We start from the raw sequence: 309 nt of genomic DNA on the forward strand, positions 1-309 counted from the left end.
CTATATGTGTCCACCGGCAAACAGGCAGCAAACGGTGCAGCTTCATATTTGGATGACTTCATTATATGGGACGGCTCTGGCACCTCATTCAACACGTTCCCGATTGGGCCACGACGTATCGGGCTCATGAATCCGAACGCGGCGGGAGACAGCACGCAGTTCACCCCCAGCACAGTGTCTGCCTCTAACTACTCGATGGTAAGCCTAGGCGTTCAATCGTGGGCAGCGACTACCAACGTTTCGGATGCGGGTACCGGCAATTCGGACCTCTATAAAATGTCGGCACTTCAGTACACTCCGGCAACCACC

The sequence above is a fragment of the Dellaglioa sp. CoH-57-MRSF-22 genome (assembly GCF_056781895.1).